General features: G+C 70.2%; 14 protein-coding genes. 4 read left to right on the top strand and 10 right to left on the bottom strand.

Annotation, left to right across the window (positions count from 1 at the left end; genetic code table 11):
* Window positions 1–111 precede the first annotated feature (111 nt).
* Both rpmA and rplU read right to left on the bottom strand, forming a co-directional pair.
* Window positions 112–363: a 50S ribosomal protein L27 gene (gene rpmA, locus EDF31_RS05560; protein ID WP_071257351.1), complete on the bottom strand. Its 252-nt coding sequence runs from the start codon at window positions 361–363 to the stop codon at window positions 112–114.
* A 12-nt stretch (window positions 364–375) separates the two neighbouring features.
* Window positions 376–684, bottom strand: coding sequence for a 50S ribosomal protein L21 (rplU, locus tag EDF31_RS05555; protein ID WP_111084536.1), 309 nt, complete (start codon window positions 682–684; stop codon window positions 376–378).
* Between the two features lie 179 nt (window positions 685–863).
* On the opposite strand from rplU, the gene EDF31_RS05550 reads away from it, so the two are divergent.
* A complete protein-coding gene (locus EDF31_RS05550) occupies window positions 864–1,136 on the top strand; it encodes a DUF4031 domain-containing protein (protein WP_131845451.1) in 273 nt (90 codons plus the stop codon).
* Window positions 1,137–1,620: 484 nt separating this feature from the next.
* Here EDF31_RS05550 and EDF31_RS05545 read toward each other — a convergent pair whose 3' ends face one another.
* Both EDF31_RS05545 and EDF31_RS05540 read right to left on the bottom strand, forming a co-directional pair.
* Window positions 1,621–2,310, bottom strand: a complete 690-nt coding sequence (locus EDF31_RS05545; RefSeq protein WP_131845450.1) for a hypothetical protein — start codon at window positions 2,308–2,310, stop codon at window positions 1,621–1,623.
* A 275-nt stretch (window positions 2,311–2,585) separates the two neighbouring features.
* Window positions 2,586–5,453, bottom strand: coding sequence for an Rne/Rng family ribonuclease (locus tag EDF31_RS05540; RefSeq protein ID WP_131845449.1), 2,868 nt, complete (start codon window positions 5,451–5,453; stop codon window positions 2,586–2,588).
* Window positions 5,454–5,802: 349 nt separating this feature from the next.
* On the opposite strand from EDF31_RS05540, the gene EDF31_RS05535 reads away from it, so the two are divergent.
* Window positions 5,803–6,405, top strand: a complete 603-nt coding sequence (locus EDF31_RS05535; protein WP_243649877.1) for a vitamin K epoxide reductase family protein — start codon at window positions 5,803–5,805, stop codon at window positions 6,403–6,405.
* 122 nt (window positions 6,406–6,527) lie between these two features.
* Window positions 6,528–7,379 (top strand): thioredoxin domain-containing protein, encoded by an 852-nt coding sequence (locus EDF31_RS05530; protein WP_131845448.1) that lies wholly within the window; start codon window positions 6,528–6,530, stop codon window positions 7,377–7,379.
* Between the two features lie 72 nt (window positions 7,380–7,451).
* Here the strand turns inward: EDF31_RS05530 and EDF31_RS05525 are convergent, their stop codons facing one another.
* From EDF31_RS05525 to ileS, 5 genes are read right to left on the bottom strand one after another with little or no spacing between them, the layout of a single operon-like run.
* On the bottom strand, window positions 7,452–8,300 hold the full coding sequence (locus EDF31_RS05525) for a thioredoxin domain-containing protein (protein WP_123938845.1): 849 nt from the start codon (window positions 8,298–8,300) through the stop codon (window positions 7,452–7,454).
* Window positions 8,301–8,319: 19 nt separating this feature from the next.
* Window positions 8,320–8,739: a nucleoside-diphosphate kinase gene (gene ndk / locus EDF31_RS05520; RefSeq protein WP_111084529.1), complete on the bottom strand. Its 420-nt coding sequence runs from the start codon at window positions 8,737–8,739 to the stop codon at window positions 8,320–8,322.
* Between the two features lie 38 nt (window positions 8,740–8,777).
* Complete coding sequence (locus EDF31_RS05515) at window positions 8,778–9,194, bottom strand: DUF4233 domain-containing protein (protein WP_131845447.1); 417 nt, start codon at window positions 9,192–9,194, stop codon at window positions 8,778–8,780.
* Window positions 9,191–10,657, bottom strand: a complete 1,467-nt coding sequence (locus tag EDF31_RS05510) for a folylpolyglutamate synthase/dihydrofolate synthase family protein (RefSeq protein WP_185003204.1) — start codon at window positions 10,655–10,657, stop codon at window positions 9,191–9,193. Before EDF31_RS05510 ends, EDF31_RS05515 begins: the two co-directional genes overlap by 4 nt.
* Entirely contained in the window at window positions 10,654–13,908 is a 3,255-nt protein-coding gene (gene ileS, locus EDF31_RS05505; protein ID WP_131845446.1) for an isoleucine--tRNA ligase, read from the bottom strand. Before ileS ends, EDF31_RS05510 begins: the two co-directional genes overlap by 4 nt.
* A gap of 244 nt (window positions 13,909–14,152) precedes the next feature.
* Here ileS and EDF31_RS05500 point away from each other — a divergent pair, with 244 nt between their 5' ends.
* A complete protein-coding gene (locus EDF31_RS05500; protein ID WP_131845445.1) occupies window positions 14,153–15,187 on the top strand; it encodes a cation diffusion facilitator family transporter in 1,035 nt (344 codons plus the stop codon).
* A 23-nt stretch (window positions 15,188–15,210) separates the two neighbouring features.
* On the opposite strand, the gene EDF31_RS05495 is transcribed toward EDF31_RS05500, so the two are convergent.
* Window positions 15,211–15,810 (bottom strand): TetR/AcrR family transcriptional regulator, encoded by a 600-nt coding sequence (locus EDF31_RS05495; protein WP_131845444.1) that lies wholly within the window; start codon window positions 15,808–15,810, stop codon window positions 15,211–15,213.
* Between the last annotated feature and the right edge of the window lies 1 nt (window position 15,811).

Raw genomic sequence — 15,811 nt, 5'->3', positions numbered from 1 at the left:
TTGCGCCGACGAGATTCGTCAGCGCGTTGTGCCGGCGGCATCCGTCGGCGGGAAAAGCGAAGGAGGGGCGGGCACTCGGCCCGCCCCTCCCGCTGAAGCTGATCGTCGCGACTACGCGTTGACGATGTTGATGACCTTGCGGCCACCCTTGGTGCCGAACTCGACCGAACCGGCCGAGAGGGCGAACAGCGTGTCGTCGCCACCGCGGCCGACGTTGGCGCCCGGGTGGAAGTGGGTGCCACGCTGGCGGATGATGATCTCACCGGCGTTGACGACCTCGCCACCGAAGCGCTTCACGCCGAGGCGCTGAGCGTTCGAGTCACGACCGTTGCGAGTGGAACTCGCACCCTTCTTGTGTGCCATGAGCTGACTCCCTTACGCGATCTTGGTGATCTTGACGCGGGTCAGTTCAGCGCGGAAACCCTGGCGCTTCTTGTACCCGGTCTTGTTCTTGAACTTCTGGATGATGACCTTCGGACCGCGCAGGTCGTCGAGCACCTCGGCGGTGACGGTCACGTTGACGAGCTCGGAAGCCGCCGACGTGATCTTGTCACCGTCCACGAGGAGCACGGGGGCGAGGTCGATGTTGCCCTTGTCGTCCGCCTTGACACGGTCGACGGTCAGGATGGTGCCGACCTCGACCTTTTCCTGACGGCCGCCGGCGCGCACTACTGCGTAAACCACGTGGAAATCCTTACGTAACTCTGCTTGAGGGAAGTCTCGGGTGCCCACTTCTGCACGAGCGGCTCCCGGAAGGCCGGGCCCGATCGGCGACGCAGGCAGAACGGCCCGCTGACACCAGGGATCGAGAATACTCGATCCCCATGGGTCCGGTCAAACGGCGACACACGTACGATTGCACGGTGACCGTGTTGATCGACCCACCGACGTGGCCCGCTCACGACACTCTGTGGTCGCACCTCGTCAGTGATGAATCCTACGCGGAACTCCACGCGTTCGCTGCACGCGCCGGTGTGCCGCGTCGTGCGTTCGACCACGACCACTACGACGTGCCGCTCGCGAAGTACGACGAACTGGTCGCCGCAGGGGCCTCTGCGGTGTCCGGCCGGGAGCTCGTGCTGCGGCTCATCCGCAGCGGCCTGCGTGTGGCGCAGCGCGACAAGCGCACCCACTGACGCGCCGCGCGGGTGCGTCCGGCACGCACGGTGCGAGGTTCCCGACTCGGTGCGGGGCACGCCGGCTCCCACGGCGTCCGGAACCTCGCACGGTGCGGACGGGAGGCCCGGAGCACCCCCGCCACGTCCGTCCCGCCGCACGGTGCGGGGCCGCGTCTCGGGCACGTGCGCACGGTGCGAGGTTGCGTCTCGGGCATGTGCGCACCGTGCGAGGTTGCCCACTGCGTGCGAGGTCGGCAGCACGGTGCGTCGCCAGAGGCTCGCACCGTGCCGCGGCCGCTGCACCGCCCGGTGAACCTCGCACGGTGCGGCGACAGGCGGACGCCGCACCGCGCATGACCGTGCATGACCGCGGTCGCGGCTCGGGCACGTGCGCACCGTGCGAGGTTGCCCACATGGTGCGAGGTAAGAGGGCCGCACCATGTGGTCAACCTCGCACCGTGCAGCGCACGCACGACCGCACGAGCGACCTCACGACGCGAGGTCAGCGGGGCGCTGGACCGCCCCAGGGGGCTGCCGGCGGCTGCTGCTGGTCCGGACGGGGCTGTGCGCCGTACTGGCCGCCGTACTGCCCGTGGGGGTCCGGCTGGACCAGACCCTGTCCGTACGGGCCCTGCTGCGGCTGCTGCGGCCCCGGCTGCACGGTCGCGGGCGGGACGGCGTCAGCGGGCCGCACCGTCCCCGGCAGGCCGGACGTCGGCGCGGTGCCATGGTTCCGCCGCGGGCGCCCGAGCCACAGCCACGCCGCGGTCGCGCTCGCCAGGAGCATCACCGTGAACGGCACGCCGTTGCGGAGCGGGTTCGTGACGACGTCGATGACCAGTCGCGACCCGCCCGAGGTGATCGCACCGAACGCGCCCGTGAAGACACCGACGAGCGCGAGCGCGATCGTCCCGGCAGCCCCGGCGAGCACGGCGCGGAGCAGCACGGTCGGCAGCGGGCTGCGGCGGGCGATCGGCGTCAGGAACGCCAGCGCCAGGAACGCCCCCGCGTAGAACGGGAACGGCGCCAGGAACACCGAGGCGATGAAGCTGCCGACCAGGCTTGCCCCCGCGCCGTAGTGCGCGAACGGACTGACGACGAGGGACGTCCCGATGAGCCCGACGATGCCGGACACGAACTCGACCAGCACGAGGGACACCACGGCGATGAGCGCCCCGGCGGTGTTGTTCACCGAGGCGCCGGGCGCGAAGGCCCGACGCGGATCGGCCGGCGCACGGGGCGGTCGCGGCGGGGCATAGGGCACCCCGGCAGCGGGCTGGACGCCGTGCGGCGGCTGCCCACCAGGCTGCCCACCAGGTTGCCCACCGTACAGCGGCTGCCCACCAGGCTGCCCACCGTACGGCGGCGCGGAACCGCCGGCCCCCCCGGGTTCGGGCGGTGCGGGCTGCTGCCAGCCCGCACCGTAGTACCCACGATCCTGCTGCGGGTCACCGGGGTTCGTCACGCTCAGTTCCCCAGGATGACGGAGCCGTCGGCGTCCTCGCCGGACGCACCCTCGGTCGTGGCCGGGGCACTGATGCTCGGCGACGACACCCGGCGGGACCGCGAACGACCCTGACCCGGCTGCTTCGGCTCCGGCAGCGCCTGGAGCACGGAGTCCAACAGCGACTCGGCGTCCGGGGCGACCTGACGCGGCTCGCGCTTCGGGGCGGCGTTGAGCGGGATGTCCAGGATCGCGACCGTGTTGTCGGTCGGGGTCACCGTCGCGCTGGAGCTGACCCGACGGCGGGCCGGGGCCTTGGCCTTCGGCTCGGCGGCAGGAGCAGCAGCCTCGGCGACCGCCCGCTTCGGCGCAGCCTGCTTCGGCTCGTCGCGCTTCGGCTCGACAGCGGCCTCCGCCTCGACTGCGACGGGCGCCGACTCGGCGACCTCGGTGGCTTCGGTCGCGGCAGCGTTCGACTGCTCACCGCTCCGTCCACCACGGCCGCCACGGCGCCGACGCTTCGACCCGGTGGGCTGTTCGCCCGCTCCGGAGTCGTCGGACGCGGACGTCGCTGCGGGGACGTCGGCCGAGGTCGGTGCCTCCGCCGAGGTCGGCGATGCCGGTGAGTCCTCGTGCGGGATCGTCGAGGCGGCGATCCGCGACAGCGCGCTCTTCACGTCGTCGGTGATCTGGTGCGCCTGGCTCGACTGCCCGTTCGACGAACCGGAACCCGAGCCACCGCCGGAGTTGCCGCCGCCGTTGCCGTGCCCGTTGCCACCGTTGCCGTTGCTGCCGCTGCCGCCGGCACCGCTGCGTCCCTTGCGACGCCCCTTGCTCGGGCCCGGGTCGGCGTTGTTGTCGTTGACCTTCGCGTTGACCTCGTCGAGCGACTCGCGCAGGCCGACGCCGATCTTCTTGCGGGTCATCTGCACGAGGCCGAGCGAGGTGACCTCGGCGACCTGGTGCTTCGTGCGGTCGCGGCTCAGGCACTCGATCAGGCGACGGAGCACGAGGTCGCGGTTCTCCTCGAGCACCATGTCGATGAAGTCGACGACGATGATGCCGCCGATGTCGCGCAGGCGGAGCTGGCGGACGAGTTCCTCGGCGGCCTCGAGGTTGTTCTTCGTGACCGTCTCCTCGAGGTTGCCCCCGGAGCCGACGAACTTGCCTGTGTTGACGTCGACGACCGTCATGGCCTCGGTGCGGTCGATGACGAGCGAACCACCGGAGGGCAGCCAGACCTTGCGGTCGAGCGCCTTGTCGATCTGCTCGTTCAGGCGGTAATCCTCGAAGGAGTCCGGGCCCTCGTAGCGGACGACGCGGTCCTTCAGGTCGGGCGCGACGGCCGACAGGTACTCGTCGATGGTGCCGCCGGCGGCCTCGCCGTCGATGATGAGCTTCGTGAAGTCCTCGTTGAAGACGTCACGCACGATCTTGACGAGCAGGTCCGGCTCCGAGTGCAGCATCACCGGGGCCTGGCCACCGGCGACCTTCTTCTGGATGGCCTCCCACTGGCTGGTCAGGCGCTGCACGTCGCGGGTGAGCTGTTCCTCCGTCGCACCTTCGGCAGCAGTGCGCACGATGACGCCCGCGTGCTCCGGCAGGACCTCCTTGAGGATCTTCTTCAGGCGCGCACGCTCGGTGTCGGGCAGCTTGCGCGAGATCCCGTTCATCGAGCCGTTCGGCACGTAGACCAGGTAGCGACCGGGCAGCGAGACCTGGCTGGTCAGGCGGGCCCCCTTGTGGCCGACGGGGTCCTTCGTGACCTGGACCAGGACCTTGTCGCCCGGCTTGAGCGCGGCCTCGATGCGACGGCCGTGGCTGGTATCGACCGAGTTCCAATCGACCTCGCCGGCGTACAGCACGGCGTTGCGGCCGCGACCGATGTCGACGAAGGCGGCCTCCATCGAGGGCAGGACGTTCTGCACCTTGCCGAGGTAGACGTTGCCGATCAGCGACACGTTCTCGGACTTGGTGATGTAGTGCTCGGCGAGGATGCCGTCCTCGAGCACGCCGATCTCGATGGTCGACGAGCTGGAGCGCACGATCATCTGGCGGTCGACGCTCTCGCGGCGGGCGAGGAACTCGTCCTCGCTCACGACCTGGCGTCGGCGTCCGGCGTCACGGCCGTCGCGGCGACGCTGCTTCTTCGCCTCGAGCCGGGTCGAGCCCTTGATGCGCTGCGGCTCGGTGATGAGCTCGGGCTCGCGGCGGCGGGGCTCCTGGTGGTCGCGCGGCTCGCGGGGCGCACGGGCCTCGCGGTCGGCGCTGCTCCCCCGACGACGCGAGCGCCGGCGGGATCCGCCCTGCTCCTCACGCTCGTCGGTGTCGTACCGGTCATCGCGGTCGAACCGGTCCTCGCGCTCGGAGCGCTCGGAGCGCTCGTAGCGGTCGTCTCGGTCGTCCTCGTCGCGCTCGTACCGCGCGGCACGGCGCGGCAGCTCCGGCAGGACGGGGGCGTGGAAGATCAGGCTGAGCGTGCTCGTCGCCTTCGGGACGAACGGCTCGGCTGGGGCGGCGGGTTCGCTCGCCTCGGCCGTCGGCTCGGTCTCGGTCGGACGGGAGGCACCACTCGGCTCCGCCACGTCGGCTGCGGACTCGGTCGGCTCGGCCGTGACCATCGGCAGGTCGCCGGTCAGCGTGCTCACGTCGTCCGGCTCGGCGCTCTGCGCGGAGACGGCCTCGACCGCGACGGACACGGCTTCTGCCGGCGCCCCGTCCGCCGGTGCCCCGTCAGTCAGTGCGAGGGGCTCGTCGACGGGGGTTGCCTGCACGGCGCCACCCTGGCCCTGCTGGCCGGACGACCGGGCGCGGCGTCCGCCGAACAGGCGGGTCCGACGCTTCGGGGCGTTCTCGTCGTTGGTCGTGTTGTCGTTGTTCTGCTCCACCATGGACTGGCGCACTCCTCGGCCCCACTCGCACCCTTGTCAGGCGGCGGGAATTCTTTGGTTGTGGCGGTGGCGTCGACGCCCCGCGCTCGCTGTCTTCGTGATCGGTCTGCGTCAACTTCTCGTTGCGTCCGCTGCCGTTCCGGTCCGGGCACCCGGCCCGGGTCGGCTCGGCGTCGGAGTGACGCTGTCCCGACCACGGTGCGCTCTCACCGCACCTGATCGTCCGGACACTGCCCCGTGGGGCACTGCCCGGAAAGCTCTCTTCGGTCTGCGGTTGCCCGCACGACCTCCGGCCAGTATCGCACGCCGCTCCCGGAAAGGACCGGAAGCCGCATGCGATGATGACGGCGTGAGCACGTCAGCGCCTGCCCCCCGTCGTCCGATCGCGATGGCCGTCTTCCTCTTGATCACCGGGTTCGTCGGCCTGTACGGGTCCTTCTCCCTGGTGCTCGACGAGTTCAAGAAGTACGCCGACCCCGACACGGTGCTCTCGTGCGACGTGAACCCGTTCATCAGCTGCTCGGACGTGATGGCGAGCTGGCAGGGCCACTTGTTCGGGTTCCCGAACCCACTGCTCGGCGTGATGGGCTTCGTGGCGCCGATCGCCGTCGCGGTGATGATGCTCGCGGGCTTCCGCAACGGTTCGCGGTGGTTCTGGATCGCGTTCAACGCCGGCGTGTTCCTGGCGTGGGTCTTCGTGACGTGGCTCTTCACCCAGACCGTCTGGTTCATCGGCGCGCTGTGCCCGTGGTGCATGCTCGTGTGGTCGATGACGATCCCGATGTTCTGGGTGTTCACGATCTGGAACGCCGCGCAGGGCCGCTTCGGTGCCCGCACCCAGCGAGTCGGCCGGGCACTGCTCCCGTTCTGCTGGGCGTTCCCGCTGGCGAACTACCTGTTCATCATCGTGACGATCATCATCAAGTTCCCGACCATCCTGACGGTCTTCTGATCCACTGCTGGGCGTCCCCGATGCGGCGCCCATGATGCATCGATGACGCGTCACCGAATTCCTGGGGGCTTCCGAGGCAGGACGCCCGATCGGCCTCCGGGCAGCACCTACGCTCGATCTCGATGAGCGAGAACGAGAGCAAGAAGGTCCGTCGCGACGCCGCCCGAGAGCGCGCTCGCGAAGCCCGGGTGCGGGAGCAGGCGCGACGTCGCCGCAACAAGACGCTCGGGATCAGCGGCATCATCGTCGGCAGCTTGGCGGTCGTCGCCGTGGTCGTCCTGGTGATCGCGAACTCGGTGCAACCCGCGGGGCCCGGGCCGCGGAACATGGCGAGCGACGGCATCCTGTTCACCGGCCAGAGCAGCGAGATCGTGCCCGTCGAGACCAAGGCGACACCCGACGGCGGGACCCCGACGGCGACGGAGCAGGACGACTCGGTGGCGAACATCACCGTGTACTCGGACTACATGTGCCCGTACTGCAACCAGTTCGAGACAGCGCAGATGGACCAGATCGAGCAGTGGGTGAAGGCCGGCTCCGCGACGCTCGAACTGCACCCGTTCAACCTGCTCGACCGGGTGTCGCTCGGGTCGAAGTACTCCACCCGCTCCGCCGCCGCGGCCGCCTGTGTGGCGAACTACGACCCGGACGCGTTCCTGGCGTACAACACGTCGCTCTACGAGAACCAGCCGTCCGAGAGCACCAAGGGCCTGACGAACGACGAGCTGGCGTCCCTGGCGAAGGACGCCGGCGCGACGAACAGCAAGGTCACCTCGTGCATCACCGGGCAGCACTTCGCCGGGTGGGTCGCCGACGCCACGAACCGAGTGATGAACGACCCGATCCCGAACTCGTCACTCGACAAGGTGACGAGCACCCCGACGATCATCGTGAACGGCAAGCAGTTCACCGGCTCCCTGACCGACACCGACGCCTTCGCGTCGTTCGTCGAGCAGAACGGCGGCGCCGCGTAGGCACGAGGCAGCGCGACGACGAAGGCCCCCGCTTCCGGATGGAAGCGGGGGCCTTCGCTCGTGCGGGTGGTGTTACTTCGCCGCGGCGTCGATCGCGGTGATGACCGTGCTGAGGTCGTCGAGGCGCTTGCCGTTCACGACCACGGTCGGCGTGCCGAAGCCCTGCGTTCCCTGCAGTGCCTCGTCCGCGGTGACGAGCTTGGTGGACTTCGTCACCCAGCCCTTGAACTGCTCGGTCGACAGGCACTCGGAGACGTTCGACCCGGTCGCGCCGCCCGCCTGCACGAGCTTCGCGATCTCGGCGTTCGTCAGGCCCGAGGTGCCCTCGGTGGGCTGGTTGTCGAAGAACTGCGTCTGGACGTCCAGGAACTTGTCCGGCGCGTAGTTCGCGACGCACATCGCGGCGTTCGCGGCCCGGCTGGCGTAGCGCGAGCTCTGGTAGCTGCGGTCGAGGATCGACACCGGCTGGATGGCCAGCGTCGCGTCGCCCGACTTCACCTTGTCCAGGATCTGGTCGGCGTAGGCGGCCTCGAACTGCTTGCAGACCGGGCAGGCCCAGTCGACGTACTCGGTGACCGCGACCGCACCGTCGGTGTTCGACGTCGGGACTGCCGACGGGGTGCCCTTCGCGGTGACGGCCTTCGTGGTCACCGGGGTGACCTCGCCGCCCTCGCCGGTGAACTGGATCGCGCCGGTGGCCATGTTCTTCGGCCCGGCAGCGGACACGGCGGGCGCGTTGTTCACGTTCACCACGACGAGCGTGATGATCGCGGCGATCGCGATGATGCCCAGGCCGATACCGCCCTGCAGGAACCACTTGTTGCGGCGCTTGCGACGCTTCTCGGCATCGGCGCGCTGGCGCGAGACCTCACGCGCGTGCTGGCGACGCTCGTTCTTGGTGGGTCGGTCGTTGTTCGTCACGAGTCGTTCCCCCGGCGTCTCAGGCGAACCAGAGCGCGAGCTCGCGCGCGGACGACTCGGTGCTGTCCGACCCGTGCACCAGGTTCTGCTGCACCTTGAGGCCCCAGTCGCGACCGAGGTCGCCACGGATGGTGCCGGGCGCGGCGCTGGTGGGGTCGGTGGTGCCGGCGAGCGACCGGAAGCCAGCGATCACGCCGTTGCCGGCGACGCGCACGGCGACGACCGGACCGGACTGCATGAACTCGACGAGCGGCTCGAAGAACGGCTTGCCCTGGTGCTCCTCGTAGTGCGCGTCCAACAGGTCGCGCGGCGCGGTGAGCATCTTCAGGTCGACGATCTCGTAGCCCTTCGACTCGATGCGGCGGAGGATCTCACCGGTGAGCTGGCGGGCGACGCCGTCGGGCTTGACGAGGACGAGGGTCTCTTCGAGGTCGGACACGCAGTACTCCTAGTGTGTTCGCGGGATCGGAGGGGTGGTCAGTCCTCGCCCGTGGCGGCCCGGCGCGCAGCGTTCTGGCGGTCGAGCTGACCGCCCTTGACGAAGCAGAAGACCCACAGCACCAGGAACACCACGGCGACCGCGAACATGAACGGTTCGATGAACCCGGTGGCGAGGATGGCCGCCTGCAGCAGCCACCCGAACCCTACACCGGCGGGGTTGCCGGTCAGGCGTGAGGCCAGCGCCAGCACGACCATCGCACCGATGCCACCGCCGAACGCCAGGGCCGGCGGCAGGGTCCCCTTGCCGAACACGACGAGCATCGGGAAGAAGAACATGATCGCCTCGAGCACGAGCGCGATCGACAGCAGGCTCTCCTGCGCCCCGCGGTCGCGTCGCGGCTTCCGGGTGCGCGGTGCGCGCCCCGGCCGGGAGGCCCGGGGTGCGTTCGTCACTTCGTCTCGCCTTCCCGGTGGACCAGGTCCATGACCGCACCCACCATCACGATGGAGCCCGCGACGAGCACGAGGGCGTCCTCGGCGTCCGCCTCGTCCGCCAGGTCGCGTGCCTGCTGCAGCGCGGCGGCGAGCGACGGTTCGACGACGACACGGTCCGCGCCGACCTCGTCCACGACGACCTTCGCGAAGGCGTCCGCGTCGAGGGCACGCTCCCCCGGGGGCTGCGTGACGACGAAGGTCTCGACGGTGCCCTTCAGCGCGCGGACGAACCCGCGGGCGTCCTTGTCGCCGAGGATCCCGACGACGCCGACGACGTGCTCGGACGGGAACGCCACGGGCAGGGCCTCGGCCAGGGCCTTGGCACCGTGCGGGTTGTGCGCCGCGTCGACCACGACGGTCGGGTCGGTGGCGATCGGCTGGAGGCGACCGGGGCTGGTGGCACCGGCGAGGCCCTCGGACAGGACGTCCTCGTCGAGCGCCTGGGTGCCCCGACCGAGGAACGACTCGACCGCGGCGATCGCCACGGCCGCGTTGTGCGCCTGGTGCCTACCGAACAGCGGCAGGAACAGGTCGTCGTAGCGGCCGGCGATCCCCTGCACGGTGATGAGCTGACCGCCCACCGCCGGCGTCACGTCCACGACGCTGAAACCGGTGCCCTCGACCGCGAGGGTCGACTCGGTGAGCTCGGCGGCACGCTCGAGTTCGACGAGTGCCTCGGGGACCTGCTCGCTCGACACCACGGCGGACGACGGCTTGATGATCCCGGACTTGGTCCGCGCGATCTCCGCCACGGTGCTGCCGAGCTGCTTCGCGTGGTCGATGGCGATCGGCGTGAACACCGCGACCTGGCTCTGCACGACGTTGGTGGAGTCCCACTCGCCGCCCATGCCGACCTCGATCACGGCGACGTCGACCGGCGCCTCGGCGAAGCACGCCAGGGCCAGGACGGTCAGTGCCTCGAAGAAGGTGAGCGGGAGCTCGCCCTTGGCGGTGAGCTCCTGGTCGGTCAGTTCGAGGACCGGGGCGATGTCGTCCCAGTTCTCGACGAGCCGGCTCGGCTCGATCGGCTGCCCGTCGATGACGATGCGTTCCCGGATCGACACCAGGTGCGGGCTCGTCATCAGGCCGGTGCGCAGACCGTGGGCACGGACGATGCTCTCGGTCGTGCGCGCGGTGGACGTCTTGCCGTTCGTGCCGGTGATGTGGATCACCGGGTACGCCAGGTGCGGGTCGCCGAGCAGCTCGACGGCGCGACGGGTCGCGGTCAGGCGGTGCTCGGGCGACTGCTCACCGATCCGGGCGTACAGGGCGGCCTCGACGCGCTTGACCTCGTCGTCGTCACCGCCGTACGGCACGGCCTCGACCGGAGCGTCTCCGGACGGCCCCACCGGGATCCGGATGCCGTCCTCGTCGTGCTGGTCGTGCTGGTCGTGCTCGTCGTACTGGTCGTCGTCGCTCATGCGCGTGACACCTCCACGGTCACCTTCGCGCCGTCACCGACATCGGTGGTGGCGCCTGCCCCGAGGGGCACGATCTCGACGCTCGTCGCCAGGGTCTCCCCCGCGATGAGCTGCTGGTGGGTGCGCACCGACGCGTCGGCGGCCTCGTCGACCCCGAGGGTCAGGACGATGCGGTCGCTGACGTCCAGGTCGGCGTCGCGCCGGGCCTGCTGGACGGCACGGACGACGTCGCGGGCGAGCCCCTCGGCCTCGAGCTCGGGCGTGGTCACGGTGTCGAGCACCACGAAGCCGCCCTCGTCGAGGAACGCCACGGCGACCGACGGGTCGGCGACGGTGAGGTCGAGCGTGTACTCGCCCTCGACCAGGTCGACACCGCCGACGGTCACGCCGGACTCGGTCGCGGTCCAGTCGCCCTTCTTCGCGGCCGGGATCACCTGCTGCACGGCCTTGCCGATGCGCGGGCCGGCGACGCGGGCGTTGACGGTCAGCTTCCGCTCGATGCCGTACTGCGCCAGGGATTCCTCGGCCTGCGCCTCGAGCACGACCCGCTTGACGTTCAGCTCGTCGCGCAGGATGTCGGCGAACGGTTCGACCGCCGCCGGGTCCGGCACCACGAGGGTGAGCGTGGCGAGCGGCAGCCGGACGCGCTTGCCGGTCGCCTTGCGGAGCGCGAGGCCCTTCGAGGCGACGTCGCGCACGCGGTCCATCGCCGCGACGAGGGCGTCGTCGGCGGGGAACTCGGCCGCGTCGGGGAAGTCCGTCAGGTGCACGCTCCGACCACCGGTCAGGCCCTTCCAGATCTCCTCGGTGACGAGCGGGGCGAGCGGGGCCGCGACGCGGGTCAGGGTCTCGAGCACCGTGTACAGGGTGTCGAAGGCCGCACGGGCGTCGTCCCCTGCCGCACCGTCGGCCCCGGTCCAGAACTTGTCGCGCGACCGGCGGACGTACCAGTTCGTCAGCACGTCGGCGAAGTCACGGACGGCCTGGGCCGCGAGCGGGGTGTCGAGCGCGTCGAGGTGCTGCTGCACGTCGGACACGAGCACCCGGGTCTTCGCGAGCAGGTACCGGTCGAGGACGTCGGTGCTGTCCGTTCGACGGGTGGCCTGGTACCCCGACTCCCCCGATGCGTTCGCGTACAGGGTGAAGAAGTAGTACGTCGACCACAGCGGGAGCATGAACTCGCGGACGCCCTGGCGGATGCCCTCCTCGGTGACGACGAGGTTGCCACCGCGGATCACCGACGAGGACATCAGGAACCAGCGCATGGCGTCGGCACCGTCGCGGTCGAACACCTCGGAGACGTCCGGGTAGTTCCGCAGCGACTTCGACATCTTCTGACCGTCCGAGCCGAGGACGATGCCGTGGCTGATGACGTTCTTGAAGGCCGGTCGGTCGAACAGCGCGGTGGACAGCACGTGCATGACGTAGAACCAGCCGCGGGTCTGCCCGATGTACTCGACGATGAAGTCGGCCGGGTTGTGCGACTCGAACCACTCCCGGTTCTCGAACGGGTAGTGCACCTGGGCGTACGGCATCGACCCGGAGTCGAACCAGACGTCGAACACGTCGGTGATCCGGCGCATCGTCGAGTTCCCCGTGGGGTCGTCGGGGTTCGGGCGGGTCAGGTCGTCGATGAACGGGCGGTGCAGGTCGACCTCGCCGTCGGCGTTCAGCGGCAGGCGGCCGAAGTCGCGCTCGATGTCCTCGAGCGAGCCGTACACGTCGGTGCGCGGGTACTCGGGGTCGTCGGACTGCCACACCGGGATCGGCGTGCCGAAGTAGCGGTTGCGCGACACCGACCAGTCGATGGCGTTGCCGACCCACTTGCCGAACTGGCCGTCCTTGACGTTCTCCGGCACCCAGTTGATGTCCTGGTTGAGCTCGCCCATGCGGTCGCGGAAGTCGGTGACCCGCACGAACCACGACGACACGGCCTTGTAGATGAGGGGCTTCCGGCACCGCCAGCAGTGCGGGTAGCTGTGCTCGTAGGACGCCTGGCGGAGCAGACGACCGGCGTCGCGGACGGACTTGGTCAGCGGCTTGTTCGCGTCGGACCAGAGCATGCCGGCGACCTCGCCGAACTGCGAGGTGAAGACACCGCCCTCGTCGAGGGAGAGCACCACGGGGATGCCGGCGGCAGCACAGACCACCTGGTCGTCGGCACCGTAGGCCGGGGCCTGGTGCACGATGCCGGTGCCCTCGCCGGTCTCGACGTAGTCGGCGACCAGGATGCGCCAGGCGTGCTCCATGCCCTCGGCTTCGGCGAGGAAGTCGAACAGGCGCTCGTACTCGACGCCGTCGAGCTCCGCACCCGTCAGGGTGCGGACGACCGCGGCAGCGGCGTCCTCGGCCGTCTCGTAGCCGAGGTCCTTCGCGTAGGCGGCCACGGTGTCCGAGGCCAACAGGTACGAGACGGAACCGGCGTCGGCGCCGTCAGCCGCGCCTCCCGGCCCCGCAGGGAGCACCACGTACGAGACCGCAGGCCCGACGGCCAACGCGGCGTTCGTGGGCAGGGTCCAGGGGGTCGTCGTCCAGGCGAGCGCACGCACGCCGGCCAGCCCGAGCGACTCGGCGCGCGCACCCTGCAGCGGGAACGACACCGTGACGGACTGGTCCTGGCGCATCTTGTAGACGTCGTCGTCCATGCGCAGCTCGTGGTTCGACAGCGGCGTCTGGTCGTTCCAGCAGTACGGCAGGACCCGGAAGCCCTCGTACGCCAGGCCCTTGTCCCAGAGCTGTTTCCACGCCCACAGCACGCTCTCCATGAACGTCGTGTCGAGCGTCTTGTAGTCGTCCTCGAAGTCGACCCAGCGCGCCTGGCGGGTGACGTACTGCTGCCACTCGTCGGTGTACTGCAGCACGGACTTCTTGGCGGCGGCGTTGAACACGTCGACGCCCATCTCGTCGATCTCGTGCTTCTCGGTGATGCCGAGCTGGCGCATCGCCTCGAGCTCGGCGGGCAGCCCGTGGGTGTCCCAGCCGAAGCGTCGGTGCACCTGCTTGCCGCGCATCGTCTGGTACCGCGGGAAGACGTCCTTCGCGTACCCGGTCAGCAGGTGACCGTAGTGCGGCAGGCCGTTCGCGAACGGCGGGCCGTCGTAGAAGGTCCACTCGTCGCAGCCCTGGCGCTGGTCGATGGACGCCTGGAACGTGTCGTCGCCCTTCCAGAAGGCGAGGATCCCCCGCTCGACGGCGGGGAAGGACGGCGAGGGGACGACGCCATCGGCATCGGCGTTCAACGGGTACGGCACCGGGGCTCCTTGTGGGTTCGCTCGATCTCCACGAGGACGGAGCACGCTCCGCGGTACCACCTCGCTTGCCATGCCGTGCTGTCCGCACGTCACGACCGCTCGTGTTCGGGTTCGGTGCGGCCCGGTCCGCCCGGTTCTACTGACGAGCCGCTCGCGCGGACCGCGTTCTTCCGGGAGCTCCCCGGTGATGGCCGGATCGACGCTCGTGTGACACGAGTTTAGCGGACGGGAGCATGCTGGAGGGATGCCCGACGACTCTGCCTCCGGCGAACGCCCGGAGTCCTCCCTCACCGTCATCATCGCCTTCGGCGCGAACCTGCTCGTCGCGATCGCGAAGACCATCGCGTCGCTCATCTCGGGTTCGGCCTCGATGGTGGCCGAGGCAGCGCACTCGTGGGCGGACACCGGCAACGAGATCTTCCTGCTGGTCGCCGAACGACGGGGCGCGCGGAAGCGCGACACCGCACACCCGCTCGGGTACGGACGCGAGACCTACATCTGGTCGATGTTCGCCGCGTTCGGGCTGTTCACCGCCGGTGCCATCGTGTCGATCTACCACGGCATCTCCGAGCTCGGCGAGACGGGTCCGGCCGAGGACGTCCTGCTCAACTACATCGTGCTCGCGCTGTCGTTCTGCCTCGAGGGCACGAGCTTCCTGCAGGCCTACCGCCAGGCGCACGGGGCGGCGACGAAGCGCAAGGTGCCGGTGCTGCGCCACGTGCTGCAGTCCTCGAACCCGACGCTGCGGGCCGTGTTCGCCGAGGACGCCGCTGCGCTCATCGGCCTCGTCGTCGCGTTCCTCGGGGTGTTCCTGCACCAGGTCACCGGCCTGGCGATCTTCGACGCGATCGGGTCCATCGCGATCGGCCTGCTGCTCGGGGTCGTGGCGATCATCCTCATCGACCGCAACCGCCGCTTCCTGCTCGGCGAGAGCACGTCGCCCGAGCTCGAGAACGCCGTGCTCGTCGAGCTGCTCGGCCGCTCGCAGATCGAACGTGTCACCTACCTGCACCTGGAGTTCGTCGGACCGTCGCGGGTGTACCTCGTCGCCGCCGTCGACCTGACGGGCAACGAGAACGAGGAGCACGTCGCGGTCCGGTTGCGCGACGTCGAGAAGTCGCTCGAGGACAGCCCGTACATCGAGGAAGCCGTGCTGACGCTGAGCTACCCGGGCGACGCCTCGCTGCGGCCGACGAGCGACGAGGTGCCCGAGGTGGTGCGCGACGGGACGGCCTCGGACGTGGCCGCCGGCGGCGCCGGGACGCTGCGCACCGACTGACGCGCGGGCGAGCGTCGTCGGCGTCAGCGGGCGTCGAGGCCGGCGACCACCGGGGTCAGCGCCGCCGCGACGTACTCGACGAGCGGTCGTCGGGCCACCCCGTCGGCGACCCACACCCCGAACGCCGCAGCAGCCGCCCCGAGCACCGCGCCCGAGACCGTCTGCGGCCAGAGCGACCCCGGCTGCTCCCCCGTGCGCCCGGCCACGAAGGCGGCGACGGCCCCGTGCTGCGCCATCACCCGGACGGCGACCCCGGCGACGAGCTCGGAGCCGATGCCCATCACCTCGGCCTGCGCGACCGCCCACGGCACCCGCTCGGGGTCGTGGGCCTGGGCCGCGGCGAGCAGGGCCTGCTCCACCGCACGCACCGCACTGGGTTCGATCGAGGCCGCCAGGTACCCGGGCAGCCCCGCGACCGCGGCGTCGAGCTCGAGCCACATCACGTCCGACTTCGCCGTGAAGTAGTTGAAGAACGTCGCGCGACTGACCCCCGCACGCACGGCGATCTGGTCGACCGTGGTGCGTGCGTACCCCTGCTCGAGGAACAGCTCGGCAGCGGCGTCCGCGAGGACCTCGGCGCTCGAGCGTCGGGGCCGGCCACCGCGGCGGATCGGTTCGTCCATG

Source organism: Curtobacterium sp. PhB142 (genome assembly GCF_004341255.1).
GTDB lineage: Bacteria > Actinomycetota > Actinomycetes > Actinomycetales > Microbacteriaceae > Curtobacterium.
The sequence above is the reverse complement of the archived record's forward strand: the minus strand, read 5'-3'. Positions and strand labels throughout refer to the sequence as shown.